This is a genomic window from Brachybacterium timonense (genome assembly GCF_900258505.1).
In the GTDB taxonomy this organism is placed as follows: domain Bacteria; phylum Actinomycetota; class Actinomycetes; order Actinomycetales; family Dermabacteraceae; genus Brachybacterium; species Brachybacterium timonense.
Window position 1 is genome coordinate 2,011,832 of sequence record NZ_LT984895.1, and the last position, 15,118, is coordinate 2,026,949.

Sequence of the window (15,118 nt, forward strand, 5' to 3'; positions counted from 1 at the left end):
ATCGCAAGTGTGGTGGGAGAAACGCCCGGACTGCAGGTCCCGGCTGTGCGGCCGGGCCGCGCAGCCGGGCTGCGCCGCCGGTGTCAGCGCGCGGTGCTCCCATGACGGTCGACGACACACCGCCATCGGAACTTCGTACCAGTACCTGCTCTTCCGCGGCGAGCCGTTCGATGAGCAGGCCCGCGACCCTCAGATCCCGCTACGCCCCACTCAAGCGGCGATGGCTGCGCATCAGCGCTGGCTCCGGAAGCACTCCTCCCCCGCGCACGACGCCCCAGGCTGACGCGCGACGGCCGCGCCGGTGTCACGCGCTGGCAGAGGCGACCATCAGGCCCGGGCGAAAGCGACCGAGACCGGGGTGGGGTTGCGCAGGTTGTCCGAAACGGGGCAACGCTCCTCGACGGCGGCCAGCAGCGCCTCCATCGTCGCGTCATCGGCGTCCGTCGAGGCGTGGATGGTCATACGCAGTCCGTCGTACCCGGCACGGGTAGTGACGTCCTTGCCCATCAGCTTCGACGGGTCGAGGTCACCCTCAAGATCGATCCGCAGGTCGCTGAGGGAAACGCCCTGTTCCTGAGCGACCATCTGCACGACCACGTTGTAGCAGCCGGCCAGTGCCGCGAGGACGAACTCGACAGGGTTGGGGCCCGCATCGGCGCCACCCAGGCTCGGTGGTTCATCCACGGTGATGGTGAACTGCCGGGCCTTCGCCTCCAGTCGAGTCGGAGAGGTCGAGGTCGAGGTGATCGAGAACGTGGGCATCTGGCGCTCCTTCGGCCGTGGGCCCGGCCGGGCCCGGGTCGTCAGCGACCGGTGTCGTCCATTCACCGGGCTGTTCCTGCCCCTCCACGGTAACCCGGCTCTCTGGCCTCTGACCGGGACCTTCACGCCGTCGGGACTCGGCTGCGCATCGGCGCCGAGAGTTCGCGTTAGCGCCCTGGCAGACTGGCCCCATGCCTCTGCTGACCTCGCACCTGCCCGTCGATCGCTCTGCCCTCCACCGCACAGACAGCCCCGCAGAGGCTCCGCGCGTCACAGCCGAGGACATCGTCGACGGCTTCATCGCCGCACAGGCCGAGATCGGCCGCACCCTGTACCCGCATCAGGAGGAGGCGCTGCTGGCCATCGCCGCCGGCGACCACACAATCGTGGCCACGCCCACGGGCTCCGGCAAGACCACCATCGCCTATGCCGCGATCTTCGCCGCCGTGGCCCGAGGCGAGCGCGCCTACTACACGGCACCGATCAAGGCGCTGGTCTCCGAGAAGTTCTTCGACCTGGTCCAGCAGTTCGGCGCAGACAAGGTCGGCATGATGACCGGTGACTCGTCGGTCAATCACGATGCTCCGATCATCGTGTGCACCGCGGAGATCTTCGCGAACCACGCCCTGCGCGACGGCGCGACGAGCGACGTCGGCCTGGCCGTGATGGACGAGTTCCATTACTACGGCGACCCGCAGCGCGGCTGGGCCTGGCAGGTGCCGCTGCTGGAGCTGCCCCGCTGCCAGTTCGTGCTGATGAGCGGCACCCTGGGCGACGTCTCATTCTTCGTCGACGATCTGCAGGAACGCACGGACCGGGACGTCAGTGTGATCGATGACGCGCCGCGGCCGGTACCGCTGGACTACCGCTGGTCGCTGGATCCGATCGACGACGCGATCGCGCGCATCCTCGAGGAGCGCGATGCGCCGGTGTACATCGTGCATTTCACACAGAAGGAGGCGCTCGAGCAGGCACAGTCCCTGCTGGGTCAGAAGATCCTCACCTCCACGGAACGCGAGCAGATCCGCGAGCTGATCGGTGACTTCCGGTTCTCCCGCGGATTCGGGCAGACCCTCTCGAAGCTGGTGCGGGACGGTATCGGCGTGCATCACGCGGGCATGCTCCCGAAGTACCGGCGTCTGGTGGAAAGGCTCGCCCAGTCGGGCCTGTTGAAGGTGATCTGCGGCACCGACACCCTGGGGGTCGGCATCAATGTGCCGATCCGTACCGTGCTGTTCACGTCACTGGCGAAGTTCGACGGAAAACGGATGCGGCTCCTGAATGCGCGCGAGTTCCACCAGATCGCCGGTCGCGCGGGACGAGCGGGCTTCGACACCGTCGGCCATGTCGTCGTACAGGCACCGCCGTGGACCATCGAGTTCGAGAAGGAGCAGGCGAAGCTTCGCGCCCGTGAGGAGGCCGGCCACCGGCCCAACAGCGCGAAGAAACGTAAGAAGGAACCGAAGCCGCGCATCCCTGAGGGCGCGGTGTCCTGGTCGGAACAGAACCTCACCAAGCTGATCAACAACCCGCCTGAAGCGTTGCGCGGCCATCTGCGGATCACGCCGTCGATGGAACTGGCTCTCATCGCCCGGCCCGGCAACGCCTTCGCTGCCGCGCGGCACCTGATCATGACCAGCCACCAGTCGCCCACCCAGAAGCGCGCTCTGTTGCGCCGTGCCGTGGAGATCTTTCGCGGGCTGCGCGAAGCGGAGATCGTCGAGGTCCTCGAGCAGCCCGATCACCTGGGCCGCACCGTGACCCTGGTAGAGGATCTGCAGCTGGACTTCACCATGAACCAGCCTCTTGCGCCGTTCGCGATCGCGATGATCGACTCGTTCGAGGAGGACTCCCCCACCCTTGCTCTGGACACGCTCTCCACGATCGAGGCGATCCTCGAGGATCCGATGCAGATCCTGCTGGCCCAGCAGAACCGAGCGCGCGGCGCCTTGCTCGCGGAGTTGAAGGCCGACGGCGTCGAGTACACCGAACGGATGGCGCTGCTCGATGAGGTCACTTGGCCGAAGCCGCTGGGTGAGGAGCTCGATGCGGCGCTGGAGATCTATCAGCGTCACCGGCCGTGGGTACGCAGCGAGGACCTGTCCCCGAAGTCGATTGTCCGCGAGATGCTCGAGACCGGTTCGACGTTCAGCGAGTACGTCTCGCGGTATCAGCTGATGCGCTCGGAGGGCATCCTGCTGCGGTACCTCTCGGATGCGTACCAAGCGCTGCGGCGGACCGTGCCTCAGGAGCTGCGCAACGAGGCGATCGAGTCGATGATCGAGTGGCTCGGCGTGCTCGTGCGCGGGGTGGATTCTTCACTGCTGGACGAATGGGAAGCACTCGCGCATCCGGAGGATTCCGAGCCCGATGCGGCCAGCGAACTGCGCCCGGATTCACCGCGTCTGCTGTCGGGGCAACCGCGGGTGCTGCGCACGATGGTACGGGCCGCGATGTGGCATCGCGTGGAGCTGTTCGCTCTGGAGAAGGAGCAGCAGCTCGAGGAGCTCGACGGCGCCGACGGCTGGGACCAGGATCGGTGGGCCGACGCACTGGATGACTTCTTCGACACCTACGACCATGTCGTGATCGAGGACCGAGCACGGTCCCCGCGTCTGCTGCGCATCGAAGAAGAGTCACGCCAGTGGCGGGTGACGCAGACCGTGATGGACCCCGATGAGAACAACGACTTCGTGCTGCAGGCCATCGTGGATCTCGAGGAGACCGACGACGCGGGAGAGCTCGTGGTGCACATGGAGTACGCCGGCGACCTGGCGACGGCGCCATGGCGGTGAGCGTGCCGCCAACGGCTCGGCCAGTTCCAGCGCGTCCGTCGTTCCGCCGGATGCACGAGGTGGGTGGGAGCGTTTCGCGCTGGCCCTCACGTGGTCCGATCAGCTGCGCGGCGGCAGCGCGTGCGAGCTATCCGAGTGCGGCGCCAGCGGGGACGTTCCAGCTGAGGTCCCCGAAACGGGGTCCTGACCCGCAGTAGCCCCACCGGGCCCACCCGACGGCTGCACCGGGTAAGCGCCAAAGTTCGGTGACGTGCTCGCGGGCGATGCCCCGATGCCCTGGGCACTGTTCATTGGTTGGGATGTGCTGGCCAGATCAGCTGGCGATGTCGTGCCCGCTGCCTTCGCCTTTGCTGTGGAGCGCCGTACGAGCAGCCCGATGACCACGGCGGCAACCACCACCACGCCGACGACCAGGGCGATCCCGAGCACCAGCATCACGACCAGGATGAGGCCTCCCACGTCTATGCTCACGATCCACCTCCACGATGACTGTGCCGCGCGCTTCTGTCACGCTGACGTCTATTCTGCGGACTGGGCAGACGGCCACGCAATCGAGACGGCGCGCACACGCCATGCCGCCTCCGTGCACGCGAGGTTTCACCCTCGCAGTCGACGTCGTTGGCATCCACAAGCCACACGCCACCGCAACCTGCCATCACGGTGAGCACAGCGCTGTGACGCATGCCTGCAGGCTGAAACCGGCGCCAGCGCTGGTGGGGAAGATCCTGTCTGGTTCTCCGGTGTACGCCTGCTCCCACCCAGGCTCCTCTCCCCGGCCCCGTCGCGCCACACGCCTCGGCTCGTGTTCCAGGCCGGGCTGTGCAGCTCTCGCACCGCGCGCGCGATGTTCGACGTGAACCTGCTCGAACATCGCGGGCCACGAGACTGTGACCGGATGACCCTCGCTGTCGATCACATCGATGACAGGCGCCCCGTCACCGCGGACCTCTCCGGTTCGTACAACGCGTAGGCCTCCTTCGTGGACGATGACGTGGTGCCGCCGGCACAGCAGAACCAGCTTGTCGATGTCCGTTGCACCGCCCTGTTGCCAGGGCACAAGGTGATGGGCATCCAGATGTCTCCTCTGATGGCAGCCAGGGAAACGGCACGAGCGGTCGCGGATGCGCAGTGCGCGCCGCTGCGCAGGAGACGCGAGGCGCTTTGCCTGCCCCAGATGCAGCACCTCCCCACTTGCGTCGCGCACAACAGCGAGTGTGCGACCTGTGCACATCAGCCGGAGAGCAGTCGCTGCCTCGAGCGGTGGACCACCACGCACATGGCAGCGAGGAGACGGATCATCAGAGTCGTCGGTGTCCCTATCGTCCGCGTCCGCCGTATTGTCCGCGTCCACCGCGTCACCGCATGCTCCATCCCGCAGCGCTGCCTCGGGCTCAGCTCCGCCTTCCAGCACGGCACCCGAGACTTCAACCACGACAAGGTGACGGTCCTCCCCTGTGCGATCCGCGGGGGCTGCGTCGAGATACGTGCGCGCAAGGTCCACGAGAGCATCAGCACGTCGGTGCTCAAGCGGTGGCGGCGGTTCAGACTGGCCGACACGTGCGCGCTCGGACGCATCGATGCCCTCGAGGTCCGCACCAGCAGGCGCATCTGTGCCATCCCGTTCGAGCGCGAGTTCCAGGGCCGTTGTCACTTCGCCGCCCACATCGGCTGGCAACACAGCACGCAGTTCGACCATGCCGTCCTCGCGTGTTGACCAGCGGACTTCGCGCCGGGCTTCCTGGGCGATAGCGGTGCCATCGATCTGCCGGAACGTCTGGATCGTGCGCGCGAGCTGGGACGCGGTCATCTCCAGCGCAAGGTCCACGAGGCGCTTCTCGTCCACGACGTCGATCACACGGCTCATCTCGCGCACTTTCGAGTAGGACAGGCGACCTGCCTTGAACAGGTCGAGCGTGCGCGGCATCCGCGGCAGGGCACGCGCTACCCGGACGTGCTCCCGCGCCGCGCCCGGAGACATGGAACAGGCCCACGACAACCAATGCGCCACCGTTTTCAGGCCATGGAACCAGGCGAGCGCCCCACGACGATCGAACTCTTCCACCATCAGGAGAAGATCGCACGTGGCCTGGGCGATCACCGCGGCATGCTCCTGGATTCGCAGCCCCAGAGCTTCCGCATCGAAGCGGGCGAGCGAGCCTTCCGAGCCACAATCGGCTGACGCACTCTCCTCCCGGTTGCCAGGCAGATCTGATCGTATCGTCGTCGCCGTCATGACTCCCCCAAAGAGTTCGATCACCGTCGGGTTCCTGCGTATGCGGGCGCCCCACGCCTCTCGAACACCTATTCGATCATTGGCGTCTGACATTCTTCGCGACGCGTGCACTGCTGTGGATAGGCAGTTGTGGGGAGGACGAGGCCCTGGCATCGGATCGTCGCGCCCTCCTCAAGGACCCGCGGAACCACCCCCGAGTGAGCCACCTGACGCACCGTTCCCGCTGAGCGCACCCCGCCGCACCCCTGTACGCGTCATTTCACTCGACGCAACCGCGCAAGTCTGTGAGTGTTCACCTCATGCAGCGAACACTCGTATGGTCCGGCACCCGCCCGGCGGCGCGCGCAAACGTTCCCGCGGGAACGCGTCTGCGGCACATGGTGGAGTCAGATGCACGCGCCGTCGGCACACTCTATTTCCAGTGCCTTCCGCCTGATGAGCAGGACAGTCTTGAGGACGCGATCGCCGATGTGCACGCCGCGTTGCGCGGGGAGTACGGGAGTCCCTTCACTGACGGAATGCTCGTGGTCGAAGCGCTTCCTGACCCGGGCACAGCTCATGGCCGGGCAGGCGATCACGCAACGGTAGACGTCGGCGCGATTCGTGCCGCAGTGCTCACCGTCAATGGCCCACCGTGGCCCGATGTACGGGACCACCTGTTCATCATCGACCTGTTCACGGCGCCCGATGCTCGCCGTCAAGGCCTTGCACGCGCCCTGGTGAACACCGTCATCACGCATGCGATCCACGCGCTGCCCGGACGCACGATCGGACTGAGGGTCGAGGACACGAACACCGCCGCTATGTCGCTGTACACCGCACTCGGCTTCACCGAACACACGACGAGATAGACCCCACGTCACGGAGCTATGCTCCTCGTCGGTCGCCCCACGCTCAACTGGAGCGGCAGCTCATGGGCCATCCTGTAGACGTTCTCTCCGTCCCATACGTCGAAACCTCCAGCGGATAGCGGCGTCGCGACATCATCGCGCGTGGCCGCACCTCACGGCTCCGCGGTCACGGGCAGGTCCAGGTCCTGGCCGGTTGCAACGTGCAGGATGAACACGCCTCCGCTGGTACACGGGCAGATGCCCGTCTCACACGCCCAAGGCGAACAGCCCGTAGTTGTAGGCGTCGAAGATCGCCTCCCAGGACGCCTCGATCACGTTCGCACCCACGCCGACGGTAGCGAAGGTGCGCCCAGGAATCTGCGTGGTGACCAGGACGCGCGTGGTCGCATCCGTACCACGCTGGGAGTCCAGGATGCGCACCTTGAAGTCGATCAGCTCGAAGTCGGCAACCTGCGGATAGCGGGTGAGCAGTGCATCGCGCAGCGCGTTGTCCAGGGCATGCACAGGTCCGTTGCCCTCGGCGATGGTGACCTCTTTGCTCCGGCCGACGGCCGCAATGCCTTCCGCGACGGAGCGTGCGCTCTGTTCAGGCTCATCTGACGGGGCGTCATCCAGCAGGCGCACCACGGCCTCGGTTTCGAGTGTGCCGTCGGACAGCTGGTGGGTGCCGGTGCGCCAGGAATGCACCTTGGCGTACGACGGCACGCGACCCATCGCTTCCAGCAGCAACATCTCGAACGACGCATCCGCCGCTTCGTAGCTGTATCCGGCTGCTTCGCGGCCCTTCACCGTCGCGGCGAGCCGCCCCAGCAGTTCCTGATCGCCGGACAGATCAAAGCCCAGCTCACGGCCCTTCAGCTCGATCGACGCGCGCCCGGCCATGTCCGAGATGATCATGCGCATGTCATTGCCCACCAGCCGCGGATCGGTGTGCTGGTAGAGGTCCGGATCGACACGCAACGCGGAAGCATGCAGACCTGCCTTATGGGCGAAGGCGCTGGCTCCCACATACGGGGTGCGGGCAGGCGCCGGCTGGTTCACGATCTCGCCGATGGCATGGGCGATACGTGTGGCGTCGGCCAGCTGCTCCTCCCGCAGCAGCGGCATGCCCAGCTTCAACTGCAGGTTCGCCGCCACCGCGATGAGGTCGACGTTCCCGGTGCGTTCCCCGTAGCCGTTCACGCAGCCCTGCACATGGTCAGCACCCGCGCGCACCGCAGCGATCGTGTTCGCGATCGCGCAGCCGGTGTCGTTGTGCGCGTGCATGCCGACCCTCACCGACGGCTCCCCCGCTGCTGTCAGCCGCCCCTGCAGGTCCTCCACGATCTCTGTGACCTGGAACGGCAGCATGCCGCCGTTGGTGTCGCACAGCACCACCGCCGCTGCTCCGGCGCGGTGCGCCGCAAGCACAACCTGCGCGGTGTAGTCGGGATCTGTGCGGAAACCATCGAAGAAATGCTCAGCGTCAACGAAGACCTCGCGGCCGGCGGCCACGAGATGCGCAACGGTCTCGTGCACCATCGCGAGGTTCTCCTCGGGGGTGGTGCGCAACGCGTCGGTGACGTGTCGCCGATGCGATTTCGCGACCACTGTGATGGTCGGAGCCTGAGAGTCGAGCAGCGCCTGAACCTGCGGGTCCTCGTCAACGGCCATCTTCGCGCGACGGGTGGCTCCGAACGCCGCCAGACGCGCGTTCTTCAGCTCCAGCGCACCAGCCGCGGCCCGGCGGAAGAACTCGGTGTCCTTCGGCACGGCGCCCGGCCAGCCGCCTTCGATATAGGTGACGCCCAGCTCGTCCAGGCGTGCAGCCACCGCCAGTTCGTCCTCGACAGACAGCGTGAGCCCCTCCTGCTGCGAGCCGTCGCGCAGGGTGGTGTCGTACAGGTGAAAGCCGTCGATCCGCGGCGGCGCTGTCATGGGCTGAGCGTTGCTGGTCATCTGCTCTCCATGCTCACACGAGTCGGGTCATCCAGCCGTACCGGTCCTCGAGGCGGCCGTACTGGATACCGGTGAGCTCTTCGCGCAGCGACAGCGTGGTCTCTCCTGATCCGCCGTCACCCACACGAACCGAGCCGTGTCGATCGCGGAATTCACCGATCGGGTTGATCACGGCAGCGGTACCGCAGGCGAACATCTCCGTGATGCGTCCGGCGCGCAGGTCCTCGCACACGCGGTCATAGGCCAGCCGCTCCTCGACGGGTGTGAGACCGCGATCCTCGGCGAGCTGCAGGATGGATGCGCGCGTGACCCCCTCGAGGATCGACCCGGTCAGCTGGGGCGTGAGAATGCGCTGGTCCTCAGTGATCGCGAAGACGTTCATACCCGACAGTTCATCGATAAAGGTGTGGGTTTCCGAGTCGAGGAACATGACCTCATCGGCGCCCTGCTCGCCCGCCTCGTACTTCGCCAGCAGCGAGGAGGCATAGTTGCCGCCGCACTTCGCCGAACCTGTGCCACCAGCGCCCGCGCGGGCGAACGCGTCGGTCACCCAGACCACCAGCGGCTGCACCCCGCGCGGGAAGTAGGCGCCTGCCGGGGATGCGATCACCAGGTAGTCAACGGCATGGGAGGCGCGCACGCCCAAGAACGGCTCCGAGGCGTACATGAAGGGACGCAGATACAGGCTGGTCTCCCCCGTCGGCGCAGGAACCCACGGTTCGTCCGCACGCACGAGCGCTGTGATCGAGGCGAGGAAGTCCTCAACAGGCAACTCGGGCAGCGCCAGACGGGCAGCTGAGCGCTGCATGCGACGGGCGTTCTGCTCGGGGCGGAAGGTCCATACGCTGCCGTCGTCGTGCCGGAATGCCTTCATCCCTTCGAAGATTTCCTGCCCATAGTGGAGCACGGCCGACGCGGGGGACAGTGTGATCGGACCGAACGGGACGATCTCATCCTCGCTCCAGCCACTGGCCTCGCTCCACCGGGCATGCGCCATGAAGTCCGTGAAGTGCGTTCCGAAGCCAGGGTCGGCAAGAATCGCGGCGCGCTCCGCGTCGCCGATGCGGCGGGAGGTATCGGACTGCGGGAAGGTGAGCGCACTCATCACAGGTCTCCTCATACGGGGGTGTACAGGCAGAATACGCCGACGTGGTTCCACGTCGGGATGAGCCGGGCGGCGTTCAGCCGCCCTGAACCGCAGCTACCAGTGCGTCGCCGATCTCGCGGGTCGAGCGGGCACCTGCCGCGGCGCGTGAGGACAGATCTGCATCGACCGCGCCTCGCACCCGAGCTGCCGCCTGATCGTGCCCCAGGTGCTCGAGCAGCAGCGCCACCGACAGCACAGCTGCGGTCGGGTCAGCTTTCCCCTGCCCGGCGATGTCAGGCGCAGAGCCGTGAACGGGCTCGAACATTGACGGGAAATCGCCCGTGGGGTTGATGTTGCCGCTTGCTGCGATGCCGATGCCGCCGCCGATCGCGCCGGCGAGGTCGGTGAGGATGTCACCGAACAGGTTGTCTGTGACGATCACATCGAAGCGTCCCGGGTCGGTGACCATGTAGATCGTGGCGGCGTCGACGTGCGCGTAGTCCACCGTGACCTCGGGGAACTCCTGCCCCACCTGCTCGACGATGCGACGCCACAACGCGCCTGCGTGTACGAGGACGTTGTGCTTGTGCACGAGTGTGAGACGCCGACGGCGACGCATGGCCTGGTCGAAGGCGTAGCGCACCACCCGTTCGACACCCACAGCAGTGTTCAGCGACACCTCGGTAGCGACCTCAAGCTCCGTGCCGGTGCGCATGGAGCCGCCGTTGCCCACGTACAAGCCTTCCGTCCCTTCGCGCACCACCACGAAGTCGATCTCTCCGGGATCGGTCAGCGGCGAGCGCAGACCGGGGGCGAGCCGCGTGGGGCGCAGGTTCACGAAATGGTCGAAAGCAAAGCGTAGGCGCAGCAGCAGGCCGCGTTCGAGGACACCGGACGGGACGTCGGGGTCACCCACGGCACCCAGCAGGATCGCGTCGTGCTCCCGGAGCGCGTCGAGGTCGGCATCGGTGAGCGTCTCACCGGTTCGGTGCCACCGGCCGGCTCCCAGGTCGAAGTCCGTGGCATCAATGTCGACCCCCTCCGGGGACACGGCGGCGCGCAGAACGCGTAGCGCTTCGGGCACGACTTCGTGGCCGATGCCGTCGCCTTCGATGACGGCTAGGCGGATGGTGGTGGCCATGTGCAACTCCTCTGGGATGCCTCAGTGGAATGTCTCAGTACTCGATATCGACCGTTGCCGCGTCGGCGCCGACCTCGGAGCCGATGCGTTCGGCGAGCGCCCGCTCGACGCTCTGGTCCAGGTTCAGGACCACCAGGGCCATGGCCCCAGCGGCGGATCCGGCGCGGGATACCTGCATGCCGGCGATGTTGATGCTCTGCTCGCCGAGCATGCCGGCGAAGCGGCCGATCATTCCGGGGCGATCCTCATAGCTGAGGATCAGCAGGTGGTCGCTGAACGGGGTGTCCATCGCGTGGGTGTTGATCTCGACGAGCTTGTGCGCCTGCTCGACACCGGACAGGGTGCCGCTGACGCTCACGCGTTCGCCGTCACGCAGGGTGCCGCGCACCTGAATGACATTGCGGAAGCGCTCCTGCGATTCGTCAGTCAGCAGCCGCACCTCGATGCCCCGCTGCTCGGCGAGCACGGGAGCGTTCACGTAGCTGACCTGTTCGCTCACGACGCCGCGGAACATGCCACGCAGGGCTGAGAGTTTAAGGGCGGTGACGTCGTGGGCGGCGATCTCGCCTTGCACCACGATCTCCACGAGCTCCGGGGCGGATCCGGCGAGGGCGATGAACAGCTGGCCCAGGCGGTCGGCTAGCTCGACACCGGGGCGGACAAGATCATTGAGCGCGCCACCGGAGACGTTCACGGCGTCGGGCACGATCTCGCCCGCGAGAGCGAGGCGCACCGAGCGGGCGACGGCCACGCCGGCCTTCTCCTGCGCCTCGTGGGTGGAAGCGCCCAGGTGCGGCGTCAGGGTCACGTTCTCGAGCTCGAGCAGTTTCGCCGCGGTGGGCGATCCGGCGGGCGGCTCAGCGGAGTAGACGTCGAGGGCGGCGCCTGCGATGCGCTTCTGCGTCAGAGCGTCGTAGAGGGCCTGTTCGTCAATGAGGCCGCCGCGCGCCGCGTTGACCACGTGTAGCGATGGCTTCGCCAGTGCGAATTCCTCCGCGCCGATCAGGCCGATCGTCTCGGGGGTGCGAGGCATGTGCACGGCGAGGACGTCGGCCTCCCGCATAAGGTCAGGAAGAGTCACCACGCGTGTATCGAGTTCGGCGGCGCGGGTGTGGTTGACGTAGGGGTCGTAGGCCAGCAGGTGCACGCCGAAGGGTCGGAGCCGTTCGGCGACGAGCTGGCCGATGCGGCCGAACCCGACGATGCCGACGGTTTTGTCCAACAGTTCCGTGCCGGTGAGCTGCTTTCGTTCCCACCGCCCGGCTTTCACCGACGCATCGGCGCGGCCGATGTTGCGCAGCGACGCGAGGATCAGAGCGATGGCGAGCTCTGCAGCGGAGACGATGTTCGAGGTCGGGGCGTTGATCACCATGACACCTGCGGCGGTGGCGGCATCGACGTCAACATTGTCGAGGCCCACGCCGGCGCGAGCCACGATCCGTAGACGACCGGTGCGCAGCACCTCCTCGTCCACGCGGGTGGCCGAACGGATCAGGAGTGCGTCGGCCTCACGGACCGCGTCGAGCAGTGCGGGTCGGTCGGTGCCGTCGACGCGGCGCACATCGACGTCCGAACCGAGAGTGTCGATGGTCGCAGGAGAGAGCTCTTCGGCGATGAGCACGATAGGGCGGGCCACGGGAGCACCTTCCGCAGGGGATAGAGACGGCGCTCAGCCTACCGAGCCGTCCGTATAGCGGGCGCAGGGTTCGCAATCCGAGACGCCCGCCCTGGCTCAGGGTCAGGCCGAGACGTGGATCCCGGCCACGAGCTGGTGCACGATCTGCGCGGCCGTGTCATTCGGCTGCTGGAAGAGCTGCAGTCTCCAGGACTCCTCACCGCGATGGATCCGCACAATGATGCGGCTCGTATCGCTCTCCTCATCCCGGTCGATCAGGGCAAGCACCAGATCGACGCCGGGTACCTCGAAGCGAGCGACCACGTCAGCGGTCGGCACCGAGTACGGGGTCGGCGGCGGCAGCAGGACGTGCGTGAACGTCGCGGCGCGCTGGTCCCGTGTGCCGCTTCCCCAGAGCCACGCGTGTTCGATCTGCTGTGCCTGGCCCAGGTCATCCGGCACCCGCACACTGAGCCCGGCGAGCTCCTGCGTACCCCAGGCTTCCGGGGCCTTCGCGGCAAGCTCGACGGCCGGAATCTGCGCTGGGTCCTCGACGTACACGGGAACGCCGGCGCTGACTGCACAGGCAAGCAGGATGCGTCCTTGATCAGGACCCTCGCCAACGCCGAGGCAGAGCTGAGCCTCCCGTTCGAGCCAGGTGTCGCCCAGCTGCTCGCTGTGCACACTGATCACACCGCGGACCGCGGCCGTGAGCAGCGTTCCCTTAACCTGTCCCGAGCGCGCGGGCTCGACATGGAGGGCATGCTCGAGCAGGTGGATGCGGGGGTGGCCATCGGTGTACGCGGTGGGCTCGAAGCCGTAGAACTCGGGCGCGCCATCCTCGCCGATACCCGTGCCGTTGAGGGGGATGTCCTCGAAGACCTGGTCCCACGAGTGTGGGTCCACACCGTCCAGGGCGAGGTCCTGCACAAGCTCCGGGGAGACCTCTCCGGAGCGTGCATTGTCCTCCTCTAGCGCGAGTGGGCTGTCCAGGATCGTGGCAATGGTGCTTGCGAGCACGCCGAGAGCGGCAGGGGCTGCCTCGCGACCAGCGTCCGAGACATCCTGCGCCACAACGGGTTGCGTGGTGGCGAGCTCGCCATCGGGGGGAAAAACGGGGACGAACCAGGTGCCGTAGCGGTCCTCACGCTTGCGCTCGCCAACCATCGGACTGTAGCGCTTATCGGCAGCTGCGACGTCGAGGGAAACAGCGTCGAGATCGAGTGGTTTCGTCCAGTCGTCTGCGGTGATCGGCGAGGTCGCGCCCTCCCCCGCACTGTCGGCCCCACCTGCATCGGAGGAGCGGCCAGAACCATCGGACGTGTCGTCCTGGTCAGTACCACCCCCGCCAGGCAGACCCGGCAGAGCGCTGCAGGCGGCAAGAACGCCAACGGTAGAGAGCGAGACGCCGCCCAGCAACGACCGACGGGTGAGGTCGGTGCGCTGCGGGGCGGCGTTCGGATCTGACGATCGTGGTGTGGGCGTAGTCACCGCGGCATCGTAGCAATCACCATGGACAACTGCTCAGGAATGCGGCGCATACGCGCACCCTGTAGGTCAGCGTGCCGCGGTGCCTTCGGTGTAGTCGGCGTCCACGCTCTCCTTGCTCCAGGAGAACATCTTGCGCAGATCCTTGCCGACGGCCTCGATCGGGTGGCCAGCCTCATCCTCGCGCAGCTTCTGGAACTCGGTCGCGCCGCCATCCTGATCTTCGATGAAGCGCTTGGCGAAGCTGCCATCCTGGATGTCGGCGAGCACGGCCTTCATCGAATCCTTGACATGCTGGTCCACCACGCGCGGCCCGGAGACGTAGTCGCCGAACTCCGCCGTGTCGGAGATCGACCAGCGCTGCTTGGAGATTCCACCCTCGATCATGAGATCGACGATGAGCTTGAGCTCATGGAGCACCTCGAAGTAGGCGATCTCCGGCTGGTAACCGGCCTCCGTGAGGGTCTCGAATCCTGCCTGCACCAGGTGGCTCATGCCACCGCAGAGCACAGCCTGCTCGCCGAAGAGATCAGTCTCGGTCTCCTCGGTGAAGGTGGTGCGGATGCCACCGGCGCGCAGGCCACCGATCGCCTTGGCGTAGGACAGTGCCAGGTCCCAGGCAGAGCCGGACTCGTCCTTCTCGACCGCCACGATGACGGGCACACCGCGGCCGGCAACGAACTCGCGGCGCACCACGTGACCGGGGCCCTTGGGGGCGACCATGGCGACGTCCACACCGGCCGGCGGCTCGATGTAGCCGAAGCGGATGTTGAAACCGTGCGCGAAGAACAGTGCGTTGCCGGGCTCGAGGTTGTCGCGGATCTCCTCGGTGAAGATCGTGCGCTGATGCTGATCCGGGGCGAGGATCATCACGACGTCCGCCCAGGCCGAGACCTCGGCCGGGGTGCCGACCTGCAGGCCCTGTTCCTCGGCCTTCTGCCGCGAGGAGGAGCCTTCCTTCAGTCCGACGCGGACCTCGACGCCGCTGTCGCGCAGGCTGAGCGCGTGGGCGTGGCCCTGCGAGCCGAAGCCGATGACGGCGACCTTGCGTCCCTGGATGATCGAGAGGTCTGCGTCGTCGTCGTAGAACATGTCCGCCACGATGATTCTCCTTCGGTGGGGTGCGTGATCGGGTGTGGAGCCCGATAGGCCGATCCTATCGGGCACTGTCTTGAATGATGAGAGGGAGTCTTGCGATGCGGTCGATC

General features: G+C 66.8%; 11 protein-coding genes. 2 read left to right on the forward strand and 9 right to left on the reverse strand.

From position 1 onward, the window contains the following. Positions 1-327 precede the first annotated feature (327 nt). The gene (locus tag C8271_RS08925) at positions 328-762 is read right to left on the reverse strand and encodes an OsmC family protein (RefSeq protein WP_106506985.1); all 435 of its coding nucleotides are present in this window, start codon (positions 760-762) and stop codon (positions 328-330) included. A 191-nt stretch (positions 763-953) separates the two neighbouring features. On the opposite strand from C8271_RS08925, the gene C8271_RS08930 reads away from it, so the two are divergent. Further along, positions 954-3,557, forward strand: coding sequence for a DEAD/DEAH box helicase (locus tag C8271_RS08930; protein WP_106506986.1), 2,604 nt, complete (start codon positions 954-956; stop codon positions 3,555-3,557). A 99-nt stretch (positions 3,558-3,656) separates the two neighbouring features. Here the strand turns inward: C8271_RS08930 and C8271_RS08935 are convergent, their stop codons facing one another. Together C8271_RS08935 and C8271_RS08940 are read right to left on the reverse strand one after the other, a co-directional pair. Continuing rightward, on the reverse strand, positions 3,657-4,028 hold the full coding sequence (locus tag C8271_RS08935) for a hypothetical protein (RefSeq protein ID WP_138774547.1): 372 nt from the start codon (positions 4,026-4,028) through the stop codon (positions 3,657-3,659). Between the two features lie 184 nt (positions 4,029-4,212). Beyond that, positions 4,213-5,814: an HNH endonuclease signature motif containing protein gene (locus C8271_RS08940; RefSeq protein WP_170957842.1), complete on the reverse strand. Its 1,602-nt coding sequence runs from the start codon at positions 5,812-5,814 to the stop codon at positions 4,213-4,215. Positions 5,815-6,089: 275 nt separating this feature from the next. Between C8271_RS08940 and C8271_RS08945 the strand changes: the two genes are divergently transcribed. Further along, a complete protein-coding gene (locus C8271_RS08945; RefSeq protein ID WP_106506989.1) occupies positions 6,090-6,641 on the forward strand; it encodes a GNAT family N-acetyltransferase in 552 nt (183 codons plus the stop codon). Positions 6,642-6,887: 246 nt separating this feature from the next. Here the strand turns inward: C8271_RS08945 and cimA are convergent, their stop codons facing one another. From cimA to ilvC, 6 genes are all read right to left on the reverse strand, one after another. After that, on the reverse strand, positions 6,888-8,579 hold the full coding sequence (gene cimA, locus C8271_RS08950) for a citramalate synthase (protein ID WP_106506990.1): 1,692 nt from the start codon (positions 8,577-8,579) through the stop codon (positions 6,888-6,890). Positions 8,580-8,592: 13 nt separating this feature from the next. After that, complete coding sequence (locus C8271_RS08955) at positions 8,593-9,684, reverse strand: branched-chain amino acid aminotransferase (RefSeq protein ID WP_106506991.1); 1,092 nt, start codon at positions 9,682-9,684, stop codon at positions 8,593-8,595. Positions 9,685-9,760: 76 nt separating this feature from the next. After that, positions 9,761-10,807 (reverse strand): 3-isopropylmalate dehydrogenase, encoded by a 1,047-nt coding sequence (locus C8271_RS08960; RefSeq protein WP_106506992.1) that lies wholly within the window; start codon positions 10,805-10,807, stop codon positions 9,761-9,763. 34 nt (positions 10,808-10,841) lie between these two features. Beyond that, the gene (serA, locus tag C8271_RS08965; RefSeq protein ID WP_106506993.1) at positions 10,842-12,443 is read right to left on the reverse strand and encodes a phosphoglycerate dehydrogenase; all 1,602 of its coding nucleotides are present in this window, start codon (positions 12,441-12,443) and stop codon (positions 10,842-10,844) included. 102 nt (positions 12,444-12,545) lie between these two features. Next, the gene (locus tag C8271_RS08970; RefSeq protein ID WP_106506994.1) at positions 12,546-13,913 is read right to left on the reverse strand and encodes a hypothetical protein; all 1,368 of its coding nucleotides are present in this window, start codon (positions 13,911-13,913) and stop codon (positions 12,546-12,548) included. A 66-nt stretch (positions 13,914-13,979) separates the two neighbouring features. Further along, the gene (gene ilvC, locus C8271_RS08975) at positions 13,980-15,011 is read right to left on the reverse strand and encodes a ketol-acid reductoisomerase (RefSeq protein WP_106506995.1); all 1,032 of its coding nucleotides are present in this window, start codon (positions 15,009-15,011) and stop codon (positions 13,980-13,982) included. Positions 15,012-15,118 lie beyond the last annotated feature (107 nt).